This is a genomic window from Psychromonas arctica DSM 14288, from assembly GCF_000482725.1.
GTDB lineage: Bacteria > Pseudomonadota > Gammaproteobacteria > Enterobacterales > Psychromonadaceae > Psychromonas > Psychromonas arctica.
Window position 1 is genome coordinate 16,304 of the sequence record NZ_AXWP01000049.1, and the last position, 24,637, is coordinate 40,940.

The 24,637-nt window shown below is 38.9% G+C and carries 23 protein-coding genes; 15 read left to right on the forward strand and 8 right to left on the reverse strand.

What is annotated here, in order from left to right:
- Positions 1 to 197: 197 nt before the first annotated feature.
- The 7 genes from H592_RS21745 to H592_RS0107575 all read left to right on the forward strand — a co-directional run bounded on the left by H592_RS21745 (position 198) and on the right by H592_RS0107575 (position 8,146).
- Complete coding sequence (locus tag H592_RS21745; protein ID WP_051369076.1) at positions 198 to 851, forward strand: PEP-CTERM sorting domain-containing protein; 654 nt, start codon at positions 198 to 200, stop codon at positions 849 to 851.
- Between the two features lie 363 nt (positions 852 to 1,214).
- Positions 1,215 to 1,532, forward strand: a complete 318-nt coding sequence (locus H592_RS0107550) for a hypothetical protein (RefSeq protein ID WP_037071253.1) — start codon at positions 1,215 to 1,217, stop codon at positions 1,530 to 1,532.
- Positions 1,533 to 1,624: 92 nt separating this feature from the next.
- Positions 1,625 to 2,527, forward strand: a complete 903-nt coding sequence (locus H592_RS0107555) for a LysR family transcriptional regulator (protein ID WP_028868236.1) — start codon at positions 1,625 to 1,627, stop codon at positions 2,525 to 2,527.
- Positions 2,528 to 2,853: 326 nt separating this feature from the next.
- Complete coding sequence (locus tag H592_RS0107560; RefSeq protein WP_028868237.1) at positions 2,854 to 3,573, forward strand: SDR family oxidoreductase; 720 nt, start codon at positions 2,854 to 2,856, stop codon at positions 3,571 to 3,573.
- 479 nt (positions 3,574 to 4,052) lie between these two features.
- Positions 4,053 to 5,354, forward strand: a complete 1,302-nt coding sequence (locus tag H592_RS0107565) for a cytochrome c (protein ID WP_028868238.1) — start codon at positions 4,053 to 4,055, stop codon at positions 5,352 to 5,354.
- 18 nt (positions 5,355 to 5,372) lie between these two features.
- Positions 5,373 to 5,846, forward strand: coding sequence for a (2Fe-2S)-binding protein (locus H592_RS0107570; RefSeq protein ID WP_028868239.1), 474 nt, complete (start codon positions 5,373 to 5,375; stop codon positions 5,844 to 5,846).
- Positions 5,843 to 8,146, forward strand: coding sequence for a xanthine dehydrogenase family protein molybdopterin-binding subunit (locus tag H592_RS0107575; protein WP_028868240.1), 2,304 nt, complete (start codon positions 5,843 to 5,845; stop codon positions 8,144 to 8,146). The genes H592_RS0107570 and H592_RS0107575 overlap by 4 nt, the downstream gene beginning before the upstream one ends.
- Positions 8,147 to 8,410: 264 nt before the next feature.
- Here H592_RS0107575 and H592_RS0107580 read toward each other — a convergent pair whose 3' ends face one another.
- The 4 genes from H592_RS0107580 to H592_RS0107595 form a co-directional block, all read right to left on the reverse strand.
- On the reverse strand, positions 8,411 to 9,103 hold the full coding sequence (locus H592_RS0107580) for a nucleotidyltransferase family protein (protein ID WP_028868241.1): 693 nt from the start codon (positions 9,101 to 9,103) through the stop codon (positions 8,411 to 8,413).
- Positions 9,104 to 9,213: 110 nt separating this feature from the next.
- Positions 9,214 to 10,218, reverse strand: coding sequence for an XdhC family protein (locus H592_RS0107585; protein ID WP_028868242.1), 1,005 nt, complete (start codon positions 10,216 to 10,218; stop codon positions 9,214 to 9,216).
- A gap of 504 nt (positions 10,219 to 10,722) precedes the next feature.
- The gene (locus H592_RS0107590; RefSeq protein WP_211235641.1) at positions 10,723 to 11,295 is read right to left on the reverse strand and encodes an acyl-CoA thioesterase; all 573 of its coding nucleotides are present in this window, start codon (positions 11,293 to 11,295) and stop codon (positions 10,723 to 10,725) included.
- Positions 11,296 to 11,692: 397 nt separating this feature from the next.
- On the reverse strand, positions 11,693 to 12,268 hold the full coding sequence (locus H592_RS0107595; RefSeq protein WP_028868244.1) for an acetate uptake transporter: 576 nt from the start codon (positions 12,266 to 12,268) through the stop codon (positions 11,693 to 11,695).
- A 289-nt stretch (positions 12,269 to 12,557) separates the two neighbouring features.
- On the opposite strand from H592_RS0107595, the gene H592_RS0107600 reads away from it, so the two are divergent.
- The 4 genes from H592_RS0107600 (at position 12,558) to H592_RS0107615 (ending at position 15,759) form a co-directional block, all read left to right on the forward strand.
- Entirely contained in the window at positions 12,558 to 13,325 is a 768-nt protein-coding gene (locus H592_RS0107600; RefSeq protein WP_028868245.1) for an ABC transporter ATP-binding protein, read from the forward strand.
- Between the two features lie 96 nt (positions 13,326 to 13,421).
- A complete protein-coding gene (locus H592_RS0107605) occupies positions 13,422 to 14,195 on the forward strand; it encodes an ABC transporter substrate-binding protein (RefSeq protein ID WP_028868246.1) in 774 nt (257 codons plus the stop codon).
- A 149-nt stretch (positions 14,196 to 14,344) separates the two neighbouring features.
- Positions 14,345 to 15,085, forward strand: coding sequence for an ABC transporter permease (locus H592_RS0107610; protein ID WP_028868247.1), 741 nt, complete (start codon positions 14,345 to 14,347; stop codon positions 15,083 to 15,085).
- Positions 15,086 to 15,087: 2 nt separating this feature from the next.
- Complete coding sequence (locus tag H592_RS0107615) at positions 15,088 to 15,759, forward strand: ABC transporter permease (protein ID WP_028868248.1); 672 nt, start codon at positions 15,088 to 15,090, stop codon at positions 15,757 to 15,759.
- A 17-nt stretch (positions 15,760 to 15,776) separates the two neighbouring features.
- On the opposite strand, the gene H592_RS23900 is transcribed toward H592_RS0107615, so the two are convergent.
- Positions 15,777 to 15,941 carry a hypothetical protein gene (locus tag H592_RS23900; RefSeq protein ID WP_156916090.1) on the reverse strand — a complete coding sequence of 55 codons (165 nt, stop codon included), beginning with the start codon at positions 15,939 to 15,941 and terminating at the stop codon, positions 15,777 to 15,779.
- A 235-nt stretch (positions 15,942 to 16,176) separates the two neighbouring features.
- Between H592_RS23900 and H592_RS0107625 the strand changes: the two genes are divergently transcribed.
- Complete coding sequence (locus tag H592_RS0107625; RefSeq protein WP_028868249.1) at positions 16,177 to 16,392, forward strand: TIGR02450 family Trp-rich protein; 216 nt, start codon at positions 16,177 to 16,179, stop codon at positions 16,390 to 16,392.
- Positions 16,393 to 16,539: 147 nt separating this feature from the next.
- On the opposite strand, the gene H592_RS0107630 is transcribed toward H592_RS0107625, so the two are convergent.
- A complete protein-coding gene (locus H592_RS0107630; protein WP_028868250.1) occupies positions 16,540 to 18,369 on the reverse strand; it encodes an ABC transporter ATP-binding protein in 1,830 nt (609 codons plus the stop codon).
- A 216-nt stretch (positions 18,370 to 18,585) separates the two neighbouring features.
- On the opposite strand from H592_RS0107630, the gene H592_RS0107635 reads away from it, so the two are divergent.
- Entirely contained in the window at positions 18,586 to 19,620 is a 1,035-nt protein-coding gene (locus H592_RS0107635) for an adenosine deaminase (protein WP_051369077.1), read from the forward strand.
- A 174-nt stretch (positions 19,621 to 19,794) separates the two neighbouring features.
- On the opposite strand, the gene H592_RS0107640 is transcribed toward H592_RS0107635, so the two are convergent.
- Entirely contained in the window at positions 19,795 to 20,250 is a 456-nt protein-coding gene (locus tag H592_RS0107640) for an Lrp/AsnC family transcriptional regulator (protein ID WP_028868252.1), read from the reverse strand.
- 148 nt (positions 20,251 to 20,398) lie between these two features.
- Here H592_RS0107640 and H592_RS0107645 point away from each other — a divergent pair, with 148 nt between their 5' ends.
- Both H592_RS0107645 and H592_RS0107650 read left to right on the forward strand, forming a co-directional pair.
- Positions 20,399 to 21,313, forward strand: coding sequence for a DMT family transporter (locus H592_RS0107645; RefSeq protein WP_028868253.1), 915 nt, complete (start codon positions 20,399 to 20,401; stop codon positions 21,311 to 21,313).
- 21 nt (positions 21,314 to 21,334) lie between these two features.
- Positions 21,335 to 22,510, forward strand: coding sequence for an amino acid aminotransferase (locus H592_RS0107650; RefSeq protein WP_028868254.1), 1,176 nt, complete (start codon positions 21,335 to 21,337; stop codon positions 22,508 to 22,510).
- A gap of 131 nt (positions 22,511 to 22,641) precedes the next feature.
- Here the strand turns inward: H592_RS0107650 and H592_RS21750 are convergent, their stop codons facing one another.
- The gene (locus tag H592_RS21750; protein WP_084296229.1) at positions 22,642 to 24,276 is read right to left on the reverse strand and encodes a DUF3943 domain-containing protein; all 1,635 of its coding nucleotides are present in this window, start codon (positions 24,274 to 24,276) and stop codon (positions 22,642 to 22,644) included.
- Positions 24,277 to 24,637 lie beyond the last annotated feature (361 nt).

Genomic DNA, 24,637 nt, shown 5'->3' on the forward strand with positions numbered 1-24,637 from the left:
ATCCTAACTATTACCAACGAGGCATTTAGCCGCTAGGCAACTGTCGATAGCTCTGACACTTGATATCTATTTATTTTTTATTATGTTGATTTAGCATGTGTTTTTTATTGGCACCTTAAATGCTTTATTTAAAATAAGGTCGTTTAAATAAAACGGTTTTATTTTATTCATAACGTCAATGATGACATGGAGTCAATATGAAAAATATAATTAAAAATTGTACTGTGTTTACTGCTCTTTGCAGCCTTGCTTCTGGCGCTCAAGCAATCATTACTAGTGGTGCCGTAACTTCTGGTGTTGGAAATTTTGTTGAGCTTAGTGTTCCTTTTAACCAATCCACTCCGAGTAATACTGTAGGTAATAATACTTTCAATAATAATAATCTTTATGCATTTAACGAAGGTCAAAATATTACTCTGGGTACAAACTTATCGGTAGATGATATAGGAGGAGGCCTTGCAGGAACGTTATCAGCAGGGACAACGGTTGCTAGTCACTATGTATTCTTTGATCCTAATAAAAGCAGGTCACAAGTTGGATTTGTAAATTTTGATGCTGATATTCTTGCACTCATTACGAGTACGATCAACTTAAATGGCAGTGACTTTTTATTGAATAATACGGTCACTTATCTTAATCCGACCCTACGTGGTCTTGAAAATAGTGACAGTGCAACATTCATAGGTTCAACGGTGAACGTTGATTGGACAGCAAGTACCCCTGGTGATTATATTCGAGTCTTAACAAAATACTCGGCAGGAGCTAATGTACCTGAGCCTGAAACGCTTCTTCTGTTAGGATTGGGTTTGGTAGGTTTTGGACTTAGTAGAAACCGTCGTAAATTACGTTAACTACTATCGTAAATTTCATTATGGATATGTAATTAACCTCATTTAGCGATAAGTATCGTTTCTTATAAAGACCTTTCTATCTGTTAGGTCTTTTTCAATTAGAAAAATAAATTCAAGGAAACTATTCATCTTTTTAGTTCTTTTGGTGGCCGCCAATATAACGAGAACCAACTAAATAAGGATGGTTGTTGACGACGACGTGAAGCGACCACAAAATACTTGGTCTGAGAAAGTGACGGGCCAATGATCAAAAGAATCTCGTCCTACAGCTATTTTATTCTGGATTTTTACTGTTAGGGTGAATTTATTCTGTACAATTATCGAATAAGCATAAGGATCATATTTATAATATGGAGCTGTAATTTGAAAGAATCTGATTGGAAAGTATTCAAATCTATTAAAGAGATTGCTATTGAAAAATATTGCAACTTGGTCTTAGAAGCATCACAAGCGCTAATATCGAAGCAAGATGAAAGTGCACATAACAAGTATTTGTTGATCTATAAGTTGTTGCAAAATAGAGATGAGAAGATGGCTGTATTATTTGATGGGCATAGCCGTTCAAGGGCTTGGTCACAGTTGCTTGCTATTCGTTCAGAAGGGCTCGCCGACCAGACGTTATTAACAGAACTATCTGATGAGTTTCGCGAAGCAACAGATCCCTCAAGAAAGAGTTTTTAACAAGTTAAGCTTTAAAATTTACAGTGCTGATTTGCTTATATCGAGTTGAGGTTGATGAATAACTTGAACATATCATTTGTTTGGAGCTTACTATGCTAAATAATATTAATCTTGCCGATATTCGCTCATTTGTACTTATTGCACAGTTGGGCAACTTTACTAAAGCTGCTGAAGCATTGGGGGTTTCTCGTTCTCATGTGTCACGTCAAATAAGTGCATTGGAGAATAAAATATCGGTTAAATTACTGACACGAACTACGCGTACGCTTAAGTTGACCCTTGCCGGTGAGCAATTATTTAAACAATGTGAAAGTGCATTGCAAAATATTGATCAGGCACTTATTGCGGCGGTAGACGATACACAACAAACTCGTGGCCTTATTCGCATCAATTGCGTCGGAGGATACATTGGTGAAGAAATTGTTACTCGGTATATCAGCGAGTTTATGGTGTTATATCCGCAAATAAAAGTTGAACTAGATTTTAGTAGCCATCGTGTTGATTTAATCAATGATGAGTTTGATATCGCGTTTAGAATGGGGGATATTGAGGATCTGGGATTTGTTGCCAAAAAACTCATGGATATTCATATTGTCACGCTGGCAAGTCCTGCATACATAAAAAATTATGGTAGCCCGAGCCACCCACAAGAACTTATGTTGCATCGCTGTTTAACAGGGTCGGTTAAGCGTTGGAGTTTTAACCGCGTAGCAAATCCAGAGCAACATTGTGATATCAACATCACAGGGCAGTTAATTTGTAAAAATGGTCATGCACTGTTGCAGGGGGCATTGGCAGGCTCTGGTATTATTAGAGTACCTAAAATGTATTGTGAGGCGGAAATAGAAAAGGGCACACTTATTGAGTTATTACCGGAGTGGCATATACCAGTGGTTGCATTTTCAGCTATTTACCATAGTGACAAATATCGCCCTAAGCGCTTACGTGAATTTATCGATTTTATAAAAAACCGTTTCGAGCAACACCTTCAATGATTCTACTTTCAGTAACTCTACCTTCAGTAATTCTAACTTCAGCAAGCCCATCTGCTATATACCCGTAACACCTTCATTTATTCGGCTAGAATCCGTTCCCCTCATTGCTTGATGGTTTTTGCTGCTGAGTGAATAGTGAATAGTGAATAATGAATAATGAATATAGGCTTAAAAACGAACACAATTTTTCTCTATCATGGGTTTATTGTTGCCATATAACAACAGTATTTTAACTTCAGCCATATATATCAACACAGATTCGTTTTTTATAATGCCTTCATTGCAGCAAACTAGCTGCACAGGTTTAAAAAATAATGGAGTTGAATATGAAAAAATTAATAGTGATCACTGGCGCGAGTTCTGGTATTGGCGAAGCGATTGCACGTCGTCTAAGTAACAGTGGCCATCCATTATTATTATTGGCACGTCGGATTGAGCGTATACAAGCACTTAACTTACCTAATACTCTATGCGAACAAGTAGATGTGACTGATAAAGCATCATTTACCGCTGCAATCACTAAAGCAGAAGCGACTTACGGCGCAACTGATTGTATCGTGAATAATGCAGGTGTCATGTTATTGAGTGAGCTTGATGTACAGAATCCAGAAGAATGGAAAACCATGTTTGATGTTAACGTGATTGGCCTGATGAACGGTATGCAAGCGGTATTAGCACCTATGAAAGCGCGTAAAACTGGAACCATTATTAATATTAGCTCGGTAGCTGGTCGTAAAACTTTTCCTAATCATGCTGCTTATTGTGGTTCTAAATTTGCGGTACACGCTATCACTGAAAATGTACGTGAAGAAGTGGCAAGCAGTAATGTGCGAGTATGTACTATTGCTCCAGGTGCAGTAGAAACTGAGCTACTGTCACACACAACATCGAACGATATTGTAAGCGGCTATCAAGCATGGAAAGAGGAGATGGGAGGGGTATTAATGCCTGATGATATTGCCCAAGCGGTTGAGTATGTTTATGCACAACCTCAACAAGTGTGCATAAGAGAAGTGGTACTTGCCCCGACCATGCAGCAACCATAATAAAGAGATACTGAGTTAAATAGAATACAAAGCGGGTTATTTAATGGATGGCTCGCTTTATATTGGAAAAGCCTAATACATCAAATATCTTGTTAGTTCTCAAGGTTACCTCTCACGTTATACTGAGAACATGTCCACGGCATTGCTTATAAATTGAGGCCGGTTAATTTTTGCATCTAAATGATAACGGATATTATTGGCTTGTTATTCATTACTGGCTTGCACAGTCAAGTCTTTAACTCTTATTAGATATTCAAACATACAATACACATTTCAGTTAACTTGTTAAGTGATTAGTAGTCTCTGAAGGTTGCTTTCATATTTTATTCACATTAAAATTAACGTCGATTACAGGTTTTATTGTCTCAGGTCATGGTAAATCATTTTTTCACAAAGAGTACCTGTAATACGAAGTCAAACAGGGAATGTTAGTTCACTCTCTGCCCCCCCCCGAAATATTTTAAATAAGGCAATGTAATATGCTAAAACGTATTGTTTATGGCGTATCTGGCGCAGTAATTATTGGACTTGGTTTATTCAGCTTTTATGCTTGGAACCCTTCTATTGATCCAATAACCCCCCCAGTTAAGAGTGATTATTCCCAACAAGTTATTGAACAAGGCAAAGTACTTGCAGCTGCCGGTTATTGCAGTACATGCCATACACCCGCTGGTGGTAAACCTTACGCAGGTAACTACGAAATGCACACCGAGTTTGGTACGATTTATTCTAGTAATATCACACCAGATGTTGAAACAGGTATTGGTAGCTGGTCTGAAGAAGCTTTTAATCGTGCTATGCGCAGCGGTGTGAGCCGTGATGGGCACCATTTATTACCCGCGTTTCCTTTTGAGCATTTTAATAAAATGACCGACGAGGATATTCGTGCTGTTTACGCTTATATCATGACGTCAGTGCCAGCTGTTAACCAAGTTAAAAAAGAAAATGGTATTCCATTTCCGCTTAATATTCGTTGGTTACAAGCAGGTTGGAAGTTGTTATTTGCAGATACACAGTCATTCCAAACTAATGATAATAAATCTGAGCAATGGAATCGCGGTGCTTATTTGGCTGAAGGTATTGCCCATTGTGGTGCCTGTCATACGCCACGTAATGCGTTGGGTGGTGAAAAATACGACCAAATGTATCAAGGTGCGGATATTGATGGCTGGATAGCTCCTTCATTAACGGCAACAAGCACTTCTCCCATCCCTTGGCGTGCGCAAGATTTTTATGAATACTTAACCACGGGTAATTCTCCATATCATGGCAGTGCTGCAGGTCCAATGGCACCGGTCATGCACAAAGGTTTATCGGCATTACCAGAGCATGATGTGCAAGCGATTAGTTTGTATTTTGCTGATCATAGCGGCGCGAATGAAAGTGATGACCCTGCTGCTAATGCTAATTTACAAGCAGCGATAAAAGCACAACATACACAAGCAGACCTACGTATTGACGAAGGCGCTAGATTATATGCAACGGCTTGCCAAGCTTGCCATTACAGCAGTGACGAACTAGTCAAAGGTCGTCCATTATTAACACTAGGGTCAGCGACTCACCTTGAACAACCAACCAATTTGGTTAATGTAATATTGGATGGTGTGCGCAGTGACCAAGGTATTAGTGGCGTTGTTATGCCTGGATTCCGTGATGCATTAAGTGATCAAGATATTAGTGCAATCGTTGCCTACTTACGTCAATCGGCAGGTCAAAAGCCTTGGCCTGAATTGCAACAAAAAGTAACTGAAATCCGCAATCAACCCCGATTTGAGCAATAATTCACAGGAGAAGTGACAATGGCAAAATTTATTTTAAACGGCGAGTCGATGACAGCCGATGTAGAAAGTGATACTCCTTTACTGTGGGTTATTCGTGACGAACTTAATATGACTGGTACTAAATTTGGTTGTGGTATCGGTACCTGTGGCGCTTGTACTGTGCATGTAGGTGGACGTGCTACACGTTCATGTATTACGCCGGTTTCGTCAGTGGAAGGTGCTGAAATAACAACGATTGAAGGATTGTCAGAAAAAGACGACCACCCATTACAAGTTTCATGGAAAAACTTACAAGTGCCACAATGTGGTTACTGTCAGTCAGGTCAAATCATGCAGGCCGCAGCACTATTAAAAGATATTCCTAAACCGACAGATAAAGATATTGATGCGGTAATGGGCGGTAACTTATGCCGCTGTATGACTTATGTACGTATCCGTAGTGCCATTCATGAAGCTGCAAATGCTATTGAAATTAAAGGAGTGCAATCATGAGTAGATTACCTAAACGTGGTTCACCGGGCATTACCCGTCGTGGTTTTTTAATTGGTATGACAGCTGTGGGTATCAGCTTTGGTTTCCCACGTCATTTGATGGCTGCGATGGACCCAGCTAGTGCAGACGGTAAAGTATTACCTAGTGAAGGTGATATTTATGAGCCGTCATTGTGGTATTCAATTGATACTGCCGGCAAGATTAAAGTGAATATTATGCGCTCAGAAATGGGCCAACATGTGGGTACGGCTATCGCGCGTATTCTTGCTGATGAGCTAGAAGCTGATTGGAATGATGTTGAAATTATTCATGTTGATAGTGATCCTCGTTGGGGTTACATGGTTACGGGGGGGAGTTGGTCTATTTCACAAAGTTGGCCTGTTTACCGTCAAGCGGGCGCCGCGGGGCGTACGGCTTTAATTGAAGCTGCGGCTAAAAAATGGGGCATTTCAACAAAAGATTGTGAAGCTAAAAACGGTAAGATCATCTCTAGTAAAGGTGAGTTATCCTTCGGTGAGTTAGTCACCTTAGGACTGACACGCAAGTTTACTGAAGAAGAGTTAAAAACCTTACCCCTTAAACCGAATCAAGATCTTAAATTAGTTGGCCAACAAGTAACGTCGCTTGATGTCGCCAATAAAACCAACGGTAAAACAATCTATGGTATCGACGCTAAAGTTGATGGCATGGTGTATGCGAACCCTATTTTACCGCCGACTCGTTATGGCGCTAAAGTAGTTAGTTTTGATGATTCAGCAGCAAAAGCTGTCAAAGGTTATCAAAAAACCATCGTATTAGAAGATGCAAGTGGCAGCGTACCGGGATGGTTGATGGTGATTGCGAGTAGTTTTATTGGCGCGCAAAAAGCCTCAAAACTGGTTAAAGTCACATGGGATGCAGGTAAAACAACTGATGTGTCTGAAGCTGACATAATAGAGCATGGTAAAAAACTACTAAGCGACTCAAGCAAAGGTGGTATTTTAGATACAGGTAATGTTAAAACGGAACCTGCATTTGAAAGTGCGAGCAGCACGATTTCTGAAGAATATATTACTAGCACCGTCTTACATGCGCAAATGGAACCTTTGAATGCTTTGGTATTTAAAAATTCAGATGGCATATGGGAAGTACATTCTGGTTGCCAGTGGCAGTCCCTTACTTTACCAGTATTAGCCACTGCATTAGGTGAAGATGTCGCTAATATTGTGATTCGTACTTATATGTTAGGTGGTGGTTTTGGCCGTCGACTAAATGGTGATTACACTATTCCTGCGGCATTAACTTCTAAAGCATTGGGTGGTAAGCCGGTTAAAATGGTGTTGATGCGTCCACAAGATATGCAATTTGATAGCGCGCGTTCAGCATCAGTTCAACAATTAAAAATGGCCTTTGATGATAAAAAAGCAGTAACTGCGATGGAACATCACGCAACAGCAGGTTGGCCGACACAGGTATTAGCACCTGGTTTTATGCCTAAAGGTGTTAATGGCGAGGTTTATGACCCGTTTGCCATTGCTGGTGCTGATCACTGGTATAGCGTTGGCGCACAAAAAGTACGTGCCGTCTCTAACGACCTTGCGATGGCGACTTTTAGACCAGGCTGGTTACGTTCAGTTGGACCGGGTTGGACAGGTTGGGCAGTGGAAAGCTTTATGGATGAAGCGGCGCATCATGCCGGTAAAGATCCCGTACAGTTCCGCCTTGATATGCTGATTGCAGAAGGTCGAAATGCAGGTACTACACCAGTTGCAGAAGGTGGTGCAGCACGTCAAGCAGCGGTATTGAAAAAAGCGGCAGAAATGATTGGTTGGGGTACTGAGCAAGCTGAAGATACAGGGCTTGGTATTGCTTCTACTTTTGGTCAAGAGCGCGATATGCCTACATGGGTATCCTGTGCAGTGCAAGTTCATGTCGATAAAAGCAATGGTCTGGTTAATGTACAGAAATTAGTTGTTGCGATTGATGCTGGTATTATTGTCGATCCAAATGGTGCAGAAGCACAATGTCAGGGGGCTGCACTATGGGGCTTATCGATGGCATTGTATGAAGGGACTGAGCTACTTAATGGACAGTATAAAGACTCTAACTTTGATACTTATACACCTTTACGTTTAGGCCAAACGCCTGACGTTCAAGTTGAGTTTATTGCCAGTAAAATGCCTCCTTCTGGATTAGGTGAGCCAGCAGTAACTGCGGTTGCACCTGCGATTGCTAATGCAATTTATCAAGCAGTGGGGGTGCGTTTACGTAAAATCCCAATGAGACCAAGTGAGTTAAAAAGTGCTCTAGCAAAAGCTTAAGTTATACCAACTTCACTAACTAACTGATCAATAGTACTGGTTAAAAGGAACTATTTTCGCGTTAAAATTTTTGTAAAGGGGGCAACCATTTACGGCAAATTTTACCTTAAACTTGCTCCTTTTTCCTGCGTAATATTTGATCATTAAATTAAGGAATTGGTATTAATATAATCGCTTGTCACATTAAAAATGCCCGATTGATTCGGGCTTTTTTATCTCTTTTATACTTACTACCCATTTCGCTTATTTTAACTCTCTAACTCTCTAACTTTCTAATTTCTGCTGTTGCCATTGTTGAAGATCATCTTGCGTGTCGATATCGTTAATAGCGTTGGGTAACGCTAAGCAAGTTAACTGCTTCTGTTGTGCTAATTGTTGCAGAACAGGCTTAGCACCTTGGTCGCCTTTAAGCTGTGTTAACGCGTCAAATTGTTCACTGGTGAAGATAGCAGGAACCCCTAACTGACCTTGGTATGATGCACAAACATTGCTTTGTTCTGTTAACCAATGCTCCGCTAACGTTATATAGTCTGTGTAAGTCACTCCAATATGGTCACCAAGTGCTAATAACAAGCCACTAGCATTAGCAGAACGCGCGGCTTTAACACCGACTTTAACCGATGTTGATAAACCGTCAAGGCTGTTATTGTTGATCCTATAAGCGCAAGATGTTGGCAGCAATTGACTCAACTCACTGTGGTGAGTCCCTAATATAACGACAACATTGTTGCTTATATGCTTTGAGGTTAAATAGTCTGCAACATGGCTTAACTTATCTAGACTGTGCAATAACAAGGGTTGCTTCACTAACAGTCCATCAGCATTTAAATCTGTAATGGATTGCGCTAATTTAGTGCCGTTAAATCGACTACTCTTGCCCGCCGCTAACAACACTAAAGTTAATGTTCTTGGTGCAGCCTTAAGCTCCTCTATTGTATTCACTGTTGTCGTATCCACAGGTTGCCTTATAGTTCTGCTTATTACTGGGCTTATATTTAAAAGACTGCACACTGTTTATTTATTAACAGTCGTCATTTAAGCAATGAAATTTATCGTCAGAATGATGGCTATGATTTTATTTGTTGCATTTTTTTATGAAAAACCGCATGACACTCGGCTAAGATACTTAGGGCAATAGACTCAGGCAGTTCCCCACCAATATCAAACCCAGCGGGTGCAGAAAAGAAACCTTTAAAATCATCCAAGGTAATATTAGCTTTACTAAAAACCTGATCGCGACGATGGTGCGGGCCAAGAAGTGCGATATAAGCTTGGTTGCTTTGACTAATGAGTTTTAATGCTAATGCATCCAAGGTCAAATTGTGTTGCATGACCACAACAGCATCAATATTTAACAACTTCTCATTATCTAATTGAGCGATGGGATGCTTAATAATATGGACATTGGGAAAATGATGTTGATGTGCATAACTAGACCGTTCATCAAATACTGTGACTTTCCAGCCTAATTGTATAGCCATCATTGCCAGCGGTTGCGCATCTAAACCACCGCCAAAAATAGCGAGGTGGAAACGTGTTCGGCAAGGAATTTGAAGCATTGTTAATGCTGCTGATTGACTCGGGTTACTGTAAGTGCTTTTACTAAAATCATAGTCAGCTGTATTGCTAATTGGCAGCACATTCGCAACGATAGATGACGCTTGAGTACCTGATTCAACTAACGGTAAGTGGTACTCACAATTAGTTGAGGTTAATTGCTCCTTTAACCTCTGTAAATGTAGATAATTATTCTCAGCGGTGACCGGTATTAATAATAAATCGACAATACCCCCACAACCAAGTTGATAGCTTGCATCTGATTCATCACTAGCATCATAGGTGATATTAATCGCTTGATCTTGCTGAATAGCACGCTGTGCATGGCGCAGTAAATCGCCTTCTAAACAACCACCGCTGACTAATCCAATACTTTTTCCTAACCAATGAAATAACATCATTGCACCGGTTTTACGATAAGAAGAGCCTTGGATTTTGGTAATAACTGCCAGTACCCATTTATCATTTGGGAATCTGCTCCACTGCGCTAATAAATCTTCAATATGATGTGACATTTATTTCCTGTTTTATTTTGCCGTGCTCTGGTTTCTAAAATACATACGACTAAAAAATGTTGAAGACAATTTTAAGCTTTAACGTTTTTATATCAAGGTTATTTAAAGAGTAAAGTCGGTATATAAGGTCGGTATGTAATAAATAACCTCAGTTCTGGATAAGCAAAGCGATACAACACCGCTATTTTCGCGGGTTTCTTCGTTAAATTATCTCTCAATAACCAGTTATTGCTTCAATAATTCGCCTTGAACTCCGCGCCTTGAACTCCGCAAAACTAGCAGCACTGTATAGCCAAAAAAATAATTTTATGATTTGGAATATAATTCCGCTTTCATTAATCAGAATTGAGGTTAAGTAGTGTTGAATAGCTTGTTAAGTTATTTAGAGCGTTGCTTATTCCGAACTGAGGTTATTTAAAAAGGTTAAACCTAGGTTTATTCAGGTTGAGTGGATCCTGACCGTAACGTTAACCTTTTTAGCAGTTAGCTTTAAGTTATTTGCTTTTAGCTTGCTTGTAATTGTTTCTGCTGGGAGCGCTCTTTTACTTCTTTTCTGGCTTCTGAACGCTTTTCTTTACGTTTTAGGGCTGCGGCAAAGCGTTCGCGCTCTCTATCTGTTTCACAAATGATCTGTGGAATTTGACGCGGTTTTCCTTCCGGATCTAAAGAAACAAAGGTCAGGTAAGCGGATGCAGTATGGCGAACTTCACCTGTTAATACAGACTCCGCTTCAATGCGAGCGCCAATTTCCATCGAAGTTGAGCCAACAAAGTTAACACTAGTTTTAATTCTAAGAATATCACCTACATATACCGGAGAGTGGAAGTCTAGACGATCCAACGAGACGGTTACGGCATTACCGCCAGTATGACGCATTCCTACCATACAAGCGGTGTTATCCACTAACTTCATGATTGAGCCACCGTGAACATTGCCTGCAATATTGGCATCAACATCCATCATCTGCTGAACAACAGTTATAGTGCTGAATGCAACTGTTTTAGGTTCCATATTATCTTCGATGTAAGCATCTGTGGGTCTAACTTGTTTTCTATCAATCGTTTTTACAGCTTTCATTGTTTTTCCTGATTTAAGGCCAGTATTGAAAAATCCCACTAAGGTAATAAAAAATAACCACCTAGTAAGATCTGCGTCACATTTTTAAGCATTGTTCCAGTATAAATATTTTTCAACGGAATTGTTAATTATTTGTTGCAAAATTTCTTTTCGTAACAAGTTAGGAGAAGAGAGCGAAGAAGATGATGGATAAGGTAAAGTAAGTTTTGCTGATACAGCATTTATTCACCCACGGTATGGAAGGGGCTTTACAGAATTGGCAGCGTTTGTTTGTAAAGTATAGAGATAAAAAAACCGAGCGATAATGGCTCGGTTTATTGATGCTAGCTTTAAAGTTTGTTGTCGTTTTAAAGCTAGTTATATTTAAATCTAGTTACCGCTTTAAAAGCAATCGCAGTTATCGTTCACCAATAGGTAAAACGGTACGACCATATTGCTCGTTGATCACTTCTGCCATTGCTAGGTAGATCGCACTTAAACCACAAATAATGCCTTCATAACCAGCAATACGGCCTATTAACTCAGAACCTGTGAAATCACGGATAGCTAATAGGAAGAATAAAACCGTTAAGCTACCAAAGATAAATTGTAAAACACGGTTACCACGTAAAGTACCTACAAACATAAAAGCAGTAAACATGCCCCACATTACTAGGTACCAAGCCATAAATGCATGCGGTGTTGCTTGTGTTACGCCTTCATTACCTAATTGAGGAAATAATAGAAGTGCGACTAAGCTGATCCAGAAAAAACCGTATGATGTGAAAGCGGTTAATCCAAAAGTATTACCTTTTTTGAACTCTAAAATACCCGCGATGATCTGTGCAATACCACCGTAACATAAACCCATTGCTAGGATCATGGCACTGATTGGAAAGAAACCAGCATTGTGAATATTTAGTAAAACTGTTGTCATGCCAAAGCCCATTAGGCCTAATGGGGCAGGATTAGCGTAATTAATTGATTGTGACACTTCATGTACCTTTTTGTATAATTTGTAAGAAATTGGGATCGCGCGCACGATAACATGCTCGACTTTTTTGTAAAGGAATATGTGAAAGTTTGGCCTAGCACTTGTTTTACGTCAATTTAAGGGCGTTAATGCGTAATTTTGGCATGTTTTTAGAAAATAAAAACGGAATTATTATATTGTACAACTTAAAAAATTGATGCAGAGTAAAGGTTTGCATTAATTTTTTAATTTATTCTCCAAAATAGGTACAATAAATAATGAATCCAACTACCAATAATGAATATTAGCAATGACAGCACCTACTCTCTCGATTAGAAACCTACATAAATCCTTCGCGGATAATCAAGTATTAAAAGGTATTGACTTAGAAGCTCATCAAGGTGATGTGATCTCTATTCTTGGTGCATCTGGCTCTGGAAAAAGTACGTTATTACGTTGTGTTAATTTACTCGAAACCCCGACGTCAGGGGATATTTTGGTTAATGGTGAATTAATTAAAATGAAGATGGATAAAAAGCGTGGTGCTATTCCCGCATCCATCAAACAAGTTGAACGTATTCGCAGTCGTTTAGCGATGGTTTTCCAAAGTTTTAATCTTTGGTCGCATTTGTCGGTAATTGAAAATGTCATCGAAGCGCCTGTGCATGTACTTGGGGTGCCTAAAAAAGAAGCCATTGTAAAAGCAGAAGCTTTATTACAACGTGTTGGCTTATACGAACGTAAAGATTATTACCCAGGACAGCTTTCTGGTGGGCAACAACAACGTGTTGCTATTGCGCGTGCGTTAGCAGTTGAACCAGAAGTAATGTTATTTGATGAACCGACTTCTGCACTTGATCCTGAATTAGTCGGTGAAGTGTTAACTGTTATGCGTGATTTAGCCGAAGAAGGTCGCACCATGTTAGTGGTAACACATGAAATGGCTTTTGCACGAGACGTATCAAATAAAGTATTATTTTTACACCAAGGCTTGGTGGAAGAACAAGGGAAGCCTGAAGATATTTTTCAGAATCCTACATCGGAACGTTTTAAGCAGTTTATCTCTACTGTTTATTAAATGAGTATACCAACCGTTTTATTAAACGGATAATATTGTAAATCAATTCAGTAAAAATTTTTAAAACAGCTATCTATCATAATATAAGGAAATACAATGAAAAAAATTAGCCTACTAATCGCATTATTTGCTTTTGCATTTAATTCGGCACAAGCAAAAGAATGGAAAGAAATACGTATCGGTGTTGAAGGTGCATACCCTCCATTTAGTAAAACAGAAGAAGACGGGAGTGTAAGTGGATTTGATATCGATATCGCGAATGCGTTATGTGATGAATTAGGTGCTAAATGTACGCTAGTGAAACAAGATTGGGATGGCATTATTCCAGCGCTTAAAGCGCGTAAATTTGACGCAATTATTGCGACAATGGATATTACTGAAGAGCGTTTGAAGCAAGTGGCTTTCACTAATAAATACCAACACATTCCAGCACGTTTTGCAGCCGTTAAAGGGGCTGAATTTGAAGCGACTGAAGCGTTCATGAAAGGTAAAAACATTGGTGTTCAACGTGCAACAACAATGGATTTATACATCTCTGATAACTTTCCTTCTGCAAAAATCAAACGTTACGGTACATTTGACGAAGCATACCTAGATTTAAAAGCGGGCCGCCTTGACTATGTTATCGCTGACTCTGCTTCTATTTCTGAAGGTTTATTAGCAAAGAAAGGTGGCGACAAGTTTGAGTTTGTTGGTCCTAAACTAAATGATCCTAAATGGTTTGGTTACGGTGCAGGTATTGCCGTGCGTAAACAAAATAAAGATTTAGTTGAGCAATTAAACAAAGCGATTGCGGCAATTCGTGCTAACGGTACTTACAAAACGATTCAAGATAAATACTTCTCTTTTGATGTATACGGTCAAGAATAAACGTTATCACGGTTATTTTTTTTAACCTTTAGCGTTAAAAATGAAAAGGATGACGTACAACCTTTTATATGTTGTCTCATCCTTTTTTGTTATGCCAATGCTATTAATTAAGTTATTAGCTAATTGGGATTAAATAAAAAGAAGTTGATATGTTTTCTTTATACGGTTACCAAGATATTTTTCTAGAGGGGGCATGGTTAACACTGCAAGTGGCCTTGTTATCTCTCGTATTGGCTGTTTTCTTAGGATTGATAGCAGCATTAGCCAAGCTCTCACATTCCATTATATTAACCAGTATTGCAACACTATACACGACCATCATTCGTGGTATTCCTGATCTGATCTTAATGTTGATTATTTTCTTTGGTGGGCAAGTGTTGATCAATGATACGAGCTATAACCTTAATGAATGGTTTAATGAAGTCGTGACCGGTTATTATCCAGATCATGAATGGACGGCTTATTTACCAGATTATATTGATATCAGCCCTTATATTGCAGGTATTGTGACCATCGGTTTTATTTTTGGTGCGTACATGGCCGAAACTTTCCGTGGCGCTATCTTATCTGTAGACAAAGGCCAGTTAGAAGCCGCTACTGCTTATGGTATGAATAAATATAAACGCTTTTCACGGGTCATGTTCCCGCAAATGATGCGCCATGCGTTGCCTGGTTTGGGCAATAACTGGTTAGTATTATTAAAAACAACGGCATTAGTGTCGATCATCGGTTTGCAAGATATGGTTAAAATTGCAGGCGATGCTTCTGGATCAACTCAAAAACCCTTCACTTTTTATCTTGTGGTGGCGCTGATCTTCCTATTTTACACTGCTGTTTCTACCACTGTCTTGAAGTGGGCCGAGCGTAAATACAGTATACAAACGAGGTAAGTATGGACTTTTCAATCATTGTTAATGAATACGAATTTTACTTACAAGGTTTGTGGACAACAACTTGGCTAGTTGCGCTATCATTATTGATAGGGCTTTTGATCGCGATACCTGCGGGTGTTTTGCGTAGCCATCAAAATTGGTTAATCAAAGGGCCTATTTGGGCTTATATGTACTTCTTTCGTGGTTCGCCATTGTTGGTACAATTATTCTTAATTTATTATGGTGTGGCGCAATTTGATGCGATACGTGAAAGTTGGATGTGGTATTACTTTCAAGAAGCTTGGTTCTGTGCGCTACTCGCTTTTTCATTAAATACAGGGGCTTACACTGCTGAGATTGTACGTGGTGTGATAGGAACAATGCCGCTTGGTGAGTTAGAAGCCGCTAAAGCTTATGGTATGAGTCGCTGGCAAACACTTAAGCGTATTACTTTACCTAATTCATTACGTCGTGCTTTACCGGCTTACAGTAACGAAATTATCTTTATGATACACGGCAGTGCGATTGCAGGTGTGGTGACGATTGTTGATATTACCGGTGCTGCTCGTGTTGTTAATGCACGTTATTATGCGCCTTTTGAAGCTTATTTAGCAGCTGGTTTGTTATATATGTGTTTAACATTTTCTGTTATTTACTTATTTAAGCTGTGGGAAAAAAGCTATCAGCATTAATCATTAATCATTAAGACTTAAAGGCTATTGTTGATAATCAGTAGCCTTTTTGCATCACTGCGCTTTATCTTAATTCCATCAAATAGCTGATCATTCTGTTGGTTAAAATAGATCTCTTCTGCGTTAGGGATTTTGTAATGAGAGCAATCATTTGGCGCAATTTCTGCCTTAAATTGATGCATTTTCCTTTGCCAAAAATTGCTCGTACACTTAATGAAATTGGTATTATTCTTTTTCTATTTTGCTTTCTATCTATTTTTGTTTCCTTGTTTGTTGTTGCTTCTCTTTTCCTGTGTTTTATTTTAAGCTCAAGGTGCTGCTATTTTTAATAGCGACTTTATTTATTGAGTTTATTTGATTTTAGGTTGTGCTAGGTCGAAGTAATAGACTGTTACCTTTACTGAGAAGGAGTTTCCCATTAATAAAATTAACCCACAAAAATTGCTTAATAGTAAATGGACTGCCGTTAAACCACTCAACAAAGAAAAGCACTTTTTGATCACCGATGTTGATTTTGATGAGCAGGGCAATGTTATTTTTTGTTTATTAGAAGCGATTATTTCTCATCGTGAGGCAGAAATTAGTTGGCGTGATCTACAAGATTCAGAATGTTGGTTACAGGGCTGGAAGTAACTGAGAGATCCGTTATCAATCAAGGTCTATTTTGGTTGATAACGGGAAACGAGCCGCCTTAAATTAGGTAGGTATATGCTCGTTAATTATGCCGGTTATATTAATCGATGAAGTAATTAGTCATGAAGTTAGTAATCAATGAAGTGATTAATCACATCCTAAAAAACCACCTGTTTGATGTGCCCATAGTTGTGCATAAACACCTTTTTGCTCAATTAATTTCTGGTGGCTGCCTTGTTCAATAATGCTACCTTTATCTAACACTATTAGGCGGTCCATCGCGGCGATTGTTGATAAACGATGCGCAATAGCTATAACTGTCTTACCCTGCATTAGCTCATATAAGCTTTCTTGGATCGCGGCTTCTACTTCAGAATCCAATGCTGAGGTCGCTTCGTCCAATACCAAAATAGGGGCATCCTTTAATAATACGCGTGAGATAGCAATACGTTGGCGCTGACCGCCTGACAGTTTTACTCCTCGTTCCCCGACTTGTGCATCGTAACCGGTATTGCCTTCACTATCGGTTAGGGTAGAGATAAACTCATGTGCCTGTGCTTGTTTAGTCGCTTTCAATAGCTCTTCTTCCGTTGCATCGGGGCGACCATAAAGAATATTTTCGCGAATGGAGCGATGTAATAAAGATGTATCCTGTGTCACCAAGCCAATTTGAAGGCGCAAACTTTCTTGCTGAACATCTTTAATATCCTGGCCATCAATAATGATCTGGCCTTTTTCAACATCATAAAAGCGTAATAACAGGTTCACCAATGTCGATTTACCTGAGCCCGAACGGCCTACAAGCCCTATTTTTTCGCCAGGTTTGATATTAAGATCAAGGTTCTCAATGACCCCTTTATTCTCACCATAATGGAAACTCATTTGCTTAAAGTAGAGGTTACCTTCACTCACCACTAATGGTTTAGCATCTTTTTTATCTTCGATAATATTTGGCTTCGCCAAGGTATTCATGCCGTCAGTCACTGTGCCTATGTTTTCAAATAAAGCACTAAACTCCCACATGATCCACTGTGACATGCCGTTTAAGCGGAGTGCTAAACTGATCGCGATAGCGATAGCGCCCACTGAAATAGCACTTTGCATCCATAGTGAGATAGACAAAGCGGTGATAGCAAAGGCTAATACATAATTAGAAATTTGCACACTGACATTAATGCCTGTCGCCAAACGCATTTGTCGATAAACAGTGTCTAAAAAGCCTTTCATTCCTTGTTTTGCATAAGCCGATTCAGAGTCTGTATGCGCAAATAGTTTCACCGTTGCTATATTGGTGTAACTATCAACAATTCGTCCCGTCATGGTTGAACGTGCATCTGCTTGTTCTGTTGCTACTTTTCTTAGACGTGGAATAAAGTAATACTGTATGCAGATATAAATAACCATCCATACCAACATTGGAATTGCCAACCGGTAATCGGCTTGTGCAATCATCACCAGCATTGAAATAAAGTACACTAAAACATAAACCATAACATTTAGCAGTTTCATTACCGTTTCACGTACGGCAAGTGCTGTTTGCATTACTTTGGTGGCGATTCGCCCAGCAAAATCATCTTGATAGAAAGACACGCTTTGCTTTAATAAATAGCGATGAGCAAACCAGCGGATCGACATCGGGTAATTACCTAACAAAACTTGATGTACAATCAAGGAATGTAAGATAGTTAAGATAGGAATTAACACCAAGACCATTAAGGACATGAGGAATAACTTTTGTCCTTCATCCACTAATAGTGTCTCAGGGTTTTTAGTGATTAACCAGTCGACGAGTTGTCCCATGAAGCCAAATAAAGACACTTCTAATATGGCTAAAGCAGCCGTTAGTAAGGTCATAAAAAAAAGCGCCGTTTTATAACCTTTTGTATAGTGCATACAAAAAGCAACGAGTGTATTTGGCGGCTGGGTTGGTTCTTGATCGTTTAGCGCAGGCACCAAACTTTCAAAAAATTTATACATGATAATTCCTTAAGTGTTGCTAAGTTTCTTATTAGTCTTTTACAGTAAATCTTGGAGGGACGTTCATTGCAACGATGATAATGGTTAAGTTATACAAAACAAGCATTAATTACTGTAATGAATTTTTATCTATTTATTCTAAGAATATAAGCTGCTTAAGTTTTTTATGTCGGAAAATTCGCTATGCTTAACAGGTATCTAAACAAAGAGAATATTATGCTACATTCAAAATTAAACTCAGATCATTGCTCTAGTCCATTAAGTTGGTTATCTCAACTGCCAAAAGTTGAGTTACATTTACATTTAGAGGGTAGCTTAGAGCCGCAGATGTTGTTCGATTTAGCGGTGCGTAACCATATTAAGTTGCCCTATGAAAATGTCAACGCGGTTAAAAAAGCATTTCAATTCACAAAACTTCAAGATTTTTTGGATATCTATTACCAAGCTGCAAAAGTGTTAGTCACTGAACAGGATTTCTATGATTTGACTTGGGCTTATTTGCTAAAATGTAAAGAACAGAATGTTTATCACGTAGAGCCTTTCTTTGACCCACAAACACATACAGAACGTGGTATTGCTTTTAGCACTGTGATTGACGGTATAACTGGTGCGCTTGAAGATGCAGAAAAGCAACTAGGAATTAGTAGTGAATTGGTTATGTGTTTTCTACGTCATCTAAGTGAGGAGGAGGCTTTTTCAACACTTACACTAGCTGAACCATATTTAAATAAGATCAAAGCGGTGGGGTTAGATAGCTCTGAGAAAGGGCATCCGCCTGAGAAATTTAGCCGTGTATTTGCTAAAGCCCGTCAATTAGGTTTATTAACGGTTGCACATGCGGGTGAAGAAGGCCCTGCTGAATATATTTGGACGGCCATTAACGATCTTAAGGTGGCACGCATTGACCATGGCGTGAATGCTATTCAGGATCCTAAGTTGATTGACTACTTAAAAGAAAGTCAAATGCCATTAACAGTATGTCCGTTATCGAATACAAAATTAAAAATATTTACAGACATGAGTGAACATACGATTTTAGATTTATTGAAGCTAGGGGTTTGTGTGACGGTTAATTCAGATGACCCTTCGTATTTCGGTGGGTATATGACGGAGAATTTCGAAGCATTAGCGACTTCGCTGGATATGAATCAAGATCAAGCCAGAAAGTTAGTCGAAAATAGCATTGTGGCTAGCTTTTGTAGTGATCATCGTAAACAACAGTTATTTGCTTTATTACACCGTTATGTTTGATTCTAAAGTTGCCAACACTCATTATTTTATTGTTGAGCGTTACTTTTAAGCTGCTTATTTTGCTTTAATAATCTCAAATCATTGTCCTTTTACCGAACAACAGCAAACTTATTTAATAAATAGCCTTTTTCAGGCTATTGTTAACACCATCACTAGGTTTAAACAGGAATAGGTTTAAACATAAATCGGTAAAGCCCGTTTATCAGCTATTTTTCTTACTGCTAAATGTGTATGGATATCTTTAACACTTTTAATTCTATGTAGCTTATTAGTGAAAGCTTCATAGCCTGCTAAGTTCTTGCTAACTACCTCTAATAGATAATCGTAACGACCAGATACGATATGCGCATTAATCACTTCATCCATATCAAGCAATGCAGATTCAAAGACTTCAATTGTCTCTTCTTGATGTCTGTTGAGGCTCACTTCTACAAAAAAAGTCATGGTGATGCCAATGCGATCTTTATTTAAGTTCGCTTGGTAGTCTTCAATATAACCTTCGTCTTCTAAACGTTTTAAACGTCGAGCACAGGGGGAAGGTGACAAACCAACTTGATCAGCGAGATCTGCTATTGATATGCGTCCTTCATTTTGTAGTACTTCAAGTATGTGACGATCTATTTTATCCATGATTTTCCTTGGCTTATTAAAGCGTAAATATAGTTATTATTGATGTAATAAGTTAACAATCTTGTTTGAAGGAGGTTATTCGCCGAATAAGAGCGCCTATTTTGATTAATAATATTACTTAATAATTTAATGAATAGGAAGTTATTGAATGAACAAGTTACAACTGCTGCAGGCCAATAAAGTCAGTGATAGTGCTATATCGCCATTAACTTATGGTTATTTAGCTATGCTAGTGGTGCTATTAATTTGGTCTGGCTTCTCGTTGACGGTACGTAATATTGGCGCATCACCTCTTGCTATCGCAGATGTTGCGTTGATCCGTTTCTCTGTACCATTAGTTTTATTGGCTCCCTGGTTTATTAAGCATCTTGCAGTGATTAAAAAAGTGAGAATATCAGACTTTTTGCTTATTTTATTAGGCGGAATACCTTTCCTCTTTTTAGCTTCCTTGGGCGCAAAAATAGTCCCTACTGCCTATGTTGCAACAATACTGACCGGCACTCCGCCTTTTTTTGTGGCAATACTTTCTATGGTTTTTTATAAACAGGTTATTACTAAGCAACGATTATTTATGCTTTCTCTTATATTAATAGGAGTGCTTATTATGGTCGCTGGATTAGCGGATCAATTGTCGCTAGAAGTATTCACGGGTATTGGATTTTTATTGTGCGCTAGTTTGCTATGGTCCACTTATACGTTAGGGCTTAAACGAGCTGGCTTGAGTGCTCTTACCGTGGCCATTATTGTTTCTTATTTTTCATTCTTTATTATGCTGTTTTTAGTCTTGTCTGGTACTGTAGCAAGTAATTGGGGCTCTTTCTCACTGCAACAGGCGATGCCATTTTTATTAGTACAAGGTATTGGTGTTGGCATCGTTGCAACTATTGGTTTTTCCTATGCAGTGAGTCAATTAGGCTCGGCTAAGTCATCTATAATAGGCGCTTTATCACCCGGTATAACCTCGCTGTTAGCTGTGCCTATTTTTGATGAGCCTTTATCAATTGCTATTTTGTGTGGTATTAGCCTGACCATAACAGGTGTTATTTTATCAAATCGTGTTTAATTTTATTTAAGGTATTCAACTATGTTAGAAAACTTACCTAGCGTTCAAGGTGATCCCCTGTGGGCATTGTTACACCAATTTAATGCAGACCAACGAAATCACAAGATAGATATGCTGGTGGGCGTTTACCGTGATGAAACAGGTAAAACACCTGTTATGCAGCAAGTACAAAAAGCTGAACTTAAACTAGCAACCGCTGCACAATCAAAATCTTATAAAATGTTGGCCGGTAACCTTGAGTTTAATGATCATATGGCGAAGTTTTTATTGGGCGATGGTGCGCACTTTTCTGACCAATGCACTATTCAAACAGTTGGTGGCTCTGGCGCATTGCGAGTCATTGCTGATTTTATTAAAACACTTTCCCCCAATGCAGTGATTTGGAATACTGACCCCGGTTATTTAAACCATCGTCCTATTATGGAAGGTGCAGGTTTAACGGTTAAACCCTTTCGCTGGCAGCACAAAGGGGGGCTATTGGACATAGAAACTTGCTTTAAAGATTTAGAAAACGCAAAAGAAGGGGATATTTTATTATTACATGCAAGTTGTCATAACCCTTCTGGCGTTGACCCTTCATTACAACAGTGGCAACAATTTATTGATTTCTGCAAAGCGAAAAAAATAATTCCTTTTATTGATATTGCTTATCAAGGTTTTGGCGATGGCCCTGATCAAGATGCAGCGGGTTTAAGACTGTTTGTTGATCAAGTTGATCTGGTCTTAGTTGCAGCAAGTTGCTCAAAGAATATGGGCCTATATTGCGAGCGTGCAGGCGTCGCAATGGTGGTCGCAAAAGATAATTCTCAGCATACAAAAATACGTATGCTATTAGAACGTATTACACGTATCAATTATTCTATGCCACCTAACCATGGCTCTGCTATTGCATCGTTATTATTTTCAGATCCTAAGCCTTGGTTGGCTGAGTTAGCTGTATGTAGAGAGCGTATTAATAACTTGCGTAATGCATTAGGCAAGTTATTGGCTGAAATGGGGGCTCCCGACTCTTTCCAAGCGGTAACAAGGCAAAAAGGCATGTTTTCTTTATTGCCTTTAACAGCAGAGCAGATGATTGTATTACGTGAAAAACATGCAATATATGGCATGTTGAATGGCAGAATTAATCTTGCAGGTTTAAAACAGGAGCAAGTTCAACATCTTGCTGACTCATTAGTTGATGTAATCAAAGATTAGATTGACTTTACTCTAAGTGGTTAAATTAATATGATGATTAAAAAATCCCAGTGACAAACCTTATCATTGGGATTCTTTATTAGTGGGCTTTGTTCTCTATTATATGCTTTTATCATTTTCTTTAGATAAAGTTACATTATTTCTCCTGCACCAAATCGATACACGACTTTGCCTATTAGTTGCTGATGGTGGCTCTCTTCATCAGTTGTATAATAATTAACAAGGTCAGCCTGTAATGCCCATTTGGCATTTAAACGGTAATGAAGGCCGACGCCTGCGTTAAGTTGCAAATTATAACTGTCATTATCTTCGTCCCAAATTTCTTCACCGATGCCTGCTGTAATGTAAGGGCGTAAATTAGAGTCCGTATTGAAATAATATTGACCATCAACACTAAAGGTTTCATAAGCGCTATATTGCTCGATGACTTCTTTTAATAGCTTAGAAGAAGAATAATTTAAACGCGTTGAAAAGCGTTTTGAGAAGTATAAACCTAAGGATATCTGCGCATATTTGTTATTTAACTGGCCACGTTTTCGGTCAAAGTTAAGATAACCTGTCCCAACACTTAAACCAATAATGCCGACATCAACAGGGTCTTTTGCATTGGCAAATGAGTAACGCTCACCTAGCTTACGTTTACCACTGATACCCGGTTGCGCTAAGCTACTGTCATCACCAAACAAGTAATTTATTTCAAACATGACTTGTTTGTCCGTTTGTAAACCGCCGGGCGTACTTTGCTCTGATATTTTGACATAACCTGTACCGGCTTTGATTAAGTCTCTACCAAATAAGCGATTTACATTTCGACCTAAAGAGTCAACCGGATCTAATAAAAATAAAGCGGTATTACCTAAGTATTCACTGCCCCAAACTGTGCCGCCGCCAGCCCAAATCTCGCGCTCTGTATTAAAAGCCCATTCACCGTAAACCCATCCTAATACCGGCGTTACCACTAAATCTTGCATTGAAGGCGTTTCTGCGAATGCTTCAACACCATATTCCCAAAATACAGTAGACATTAATGCTGAGTATAAAAATGAATCCCACTGTCTATAGCCTGATTTACGTGCAGACTGATAATAAACGCCGCCAAAATAAGGGTGCATAACATAATTTAAAATAGCATCATCACGGTCCCATACTGGGCCTTCTTTAACATTTTCTAGCCACTTTTCAGCGATGCTTTGGTCGTTATCACTATCCCAATTTGTCACTGATTCAGGTAATGCGGCTAATACGCCGACTACGCCTAATCCATAATAAAAGATAGAAGTAGTTTGTGACCAAAGTCGCTCTCCATCTTCACCATGTTGTGGAGAAAATAAAGACACTTGATATGGGGTATCGTAAAAATCCTGTTCAACCTCAAACTGTTCCCAAGCAGAGTTAGTAAAAGCAGGTTGGTAGTGTGTTTCTTCGTATTTACTCAACGCTGCGCTGCTGATTGTTTGATTGCCTTGCCCATCTTGATTTAAGTTGTTTTCTAACTCAGCCCCTAATTCTTTATTTAATAGCGTTTGATCCGTTAATTTTGTCTCTAATATGTCTTCACTTATGGGCGTGTCATGAAAGTATTGTGGGATTGGCTGCAGTGCATTTTTTTCAGCTAAAGGTAATTTGCTAGATTGGAAATCAATGCGAGTTAACGGCTTATCAAACTGTTGATTATTTCCTTGTACATAATCCTCTGCATAGGCCTCTGTTATTAAAAATGGCAACACGGCAAATGGTAAATATAGAAAAGAGTTAGTCTTAATCATTGAAAATCCTTGTAGGCAACGGTGTTTTTCAAGACAGTTGCCTCTAAATTGCCTAATACAAACTAAATTTGCACCGTTGGCATATTCAATTAATTAAGCGATATTAAGCACTGCGGGTTTGTGGGGTGGAGTATGTGACCATTATCATGTTTTTTATCTTTTCCGCAATATTTACTGTGAGGTAGATGCTGCTAATAAAAGTGTTAGTTGCAAACGTATTTATGCAAAGGTGCTGGTACATTTGGAACTGATTGTCTTGTTAATTGTCTTGTTGAGTGTCGTTAAATGTCTAGCGGGTAATTGGCGGCATGTTAGATGATGAGAATGGGATAAAAAGCGTATTTAACCTCAGTGTTGGATA